This window comes from Mycobacterium gordonae, from assembly GCF_002101675.1.
Taxonomy (GTDB): domain Bacteria; phylum Actinomycetota; class Actinomycetes; order Mycobacteriales; family Mycobacteriaceae; genus Mycobacterium; species Mycobacterium gordonae.
Map to the genome: position 1 here is coordinate 1 of NZ_LQOY01000195.1, position 1,949 is coordinate 1,949.

The following is a 1,949-nucleotide window of genomic DNA, read 5'->3' on the forward strand; positions in this document are numbered from 1 at the left end:
GAACATCCCGTTGTTCATGTCCCCGGAGTTGCCGATACCGGTGTTGACGTCACCGGAATTGCCGATGCCGGTGTTGAGGTCCCCGGTATTGAACCAGCCGGTGTTGGTGTCCCCGCTATTGAAGTCACCGCTGTTGAAGCTGCCCTCGTTGAAGCTTCCGGTGTTGTAGCTGCCGCGGTTACCGATACCGGTGTTGACGTTGCCCGGGTTGAACAACCCGGTATTGCCGATGCCGGAATTGCCGACACCGGTGTTGTAGCTACCGGTGTTGAACAACCCAGAATTGCCGACCCCGGAATTCAGAATGCCGCGCAGATCAAAGCCGGAGTTGCCGATGCCGACATTGCCGTTACCGGTGTTACCGAACCCGATGTTGTTATCACCGGTATTACCGAACCCGATATTGCCGGTGCCGGTGTTACCGAAGGCGTCGGTGACGGCGGCCGTCGCGGCGGCCGGGTTCACCGGCAGCAGACCGTTCAACTTGACCGACAAATTCACCCCGCTCAGCACGTTGCTGATGGCCGGGCTGCTCAACAGGCTGCTCACCGCCGGGCTACTCAGCAGGCTGGTCAGGCTGCCAGTGCTGATCACGGTGCCGAGGGCGCCGCTGCTCAGGACGCTGCCCAGGCTTCCGCTGGACAAACCCGTCACCAGCGACTGCACTTTCGAGCCGCCGAAGTGACCCCACGACCCGAAGTTGTAGCGAAACCAATGCGCCGCGGCCGCTGCGCCGCCGCTGCCGATACCGCCCAGACCCAGGTTGTGCAGGTTGAGGTTGACCACGCTCCCGGTGCCCAGAGGCGGACTGCTCAGCAACCCGCTGAGATTGAAGCCACCGAGCAGGCCGCCCAGCCTCAGACCACCCAGATTCCCCGAACTCAGGCTTGCGACGACGGCCTTGACGTCGGCGCCGCCGGCGCCGGCCAAGCCGGATAGCTGTGAGACCGCCGCGCTGATCGCACCGCCCGCGCCGGCCGACTGCCCGAGCGGAATCTTGGTGAACGGGGTCAGCGCCGCGGCAGCCGCCGAAGCCCCACCGTGGTAGCTCAGCATCGCCACCACGTCCTGGGCCCAGAACTCCTCGTAGGCCGCCTCCGCCGCCGCGATCGCCGGCCAGTTCTGGCCGAACACGTTTGAGATGGCAAGCCGCACCAGCGAATTGCGATTGCCGGCGATCAGCGCCGGGTGCACGATCATCGACCGCGCGGACTCGAAAGCCGACACCACCACCCGGGCCTGAGCGGCGGCCTGCTCGGCCACCGCACCGGCAGCGCTCAGCCACGCTGTGTAGGGCGAGGCCGCGGCCGCCATCGCCGCCGCAGCCGGGCCCTGCCACGCGTCGTTGACCAGCCCGGAAGTCACCGCCTCAAAGAACGACGACGCCGAGCCGAGCTCAGCAGCCAAACCATCCCAGGCCGACGCCACCGACACCATCGGCGCCGATCCCGCACCGAGCAGCATGTTCAGCGAGTTGATCTCGGGTGGCAAAGTCAAAAAACTCACCGGCTCAATCCTCTTCCTTACCTTGCAGGGAAGCTTTGTTGCGGTAGCAGGTGCTGCAGAACAACGCTCGGCCGTCCAGGGTGAACACGTACGCCATCAGCCGGCCACCCAGTCCGCCAGCGTCTGCTGCAGCGCGCTCAGCTGGCCGTTCCAGAAGCCGGAGACCTGGCTGCCGATGTTGCCGACGCCAGAGATCATGGCCGCGGTGTTGGCGGCCAGCGTGCTGGTGTTGGCGACACCGGAGATGGCGGTCCCGAGGTTCTGCCAGCCCGAGAGCAGCGAACCGGAGTTGTACCAGCCCGAGGTCAGCGCCCCGTTGGCGTTGGCGAAGCCCGAACTCAGATCGCTGGAGTTGAAGAAACCGGAAGTGCCGCTGGAATTTCCATTGAAATACCCCGACGACACCGACCCCGCGGAGTTCCCAATACCCACCAGCCCCGGCA

Annotated in this window: 2 protein-coding genes; both read right to left on the reverse strand. The window is 65.3% G+C overall.

All coding sequences use genetic code 11. The features are described from left to right. On the reverse strand, positions 1–1,506 hold a 1,506-nt coding region (locus AWC08_RS24410; RefSeq protein WP_085088328.1), incomplete at its 3' end, for a PPE family protein. 96 nt (positions 1,507–1,602) lie between these two features. Continuing rightward, the coding region (locus tag AWC08_RS36775; protein WP_159460022.1) for a hypothetical protein at positions 1,603–1,949 on the reverse strand (347 nt) is incomplete at its 5' end.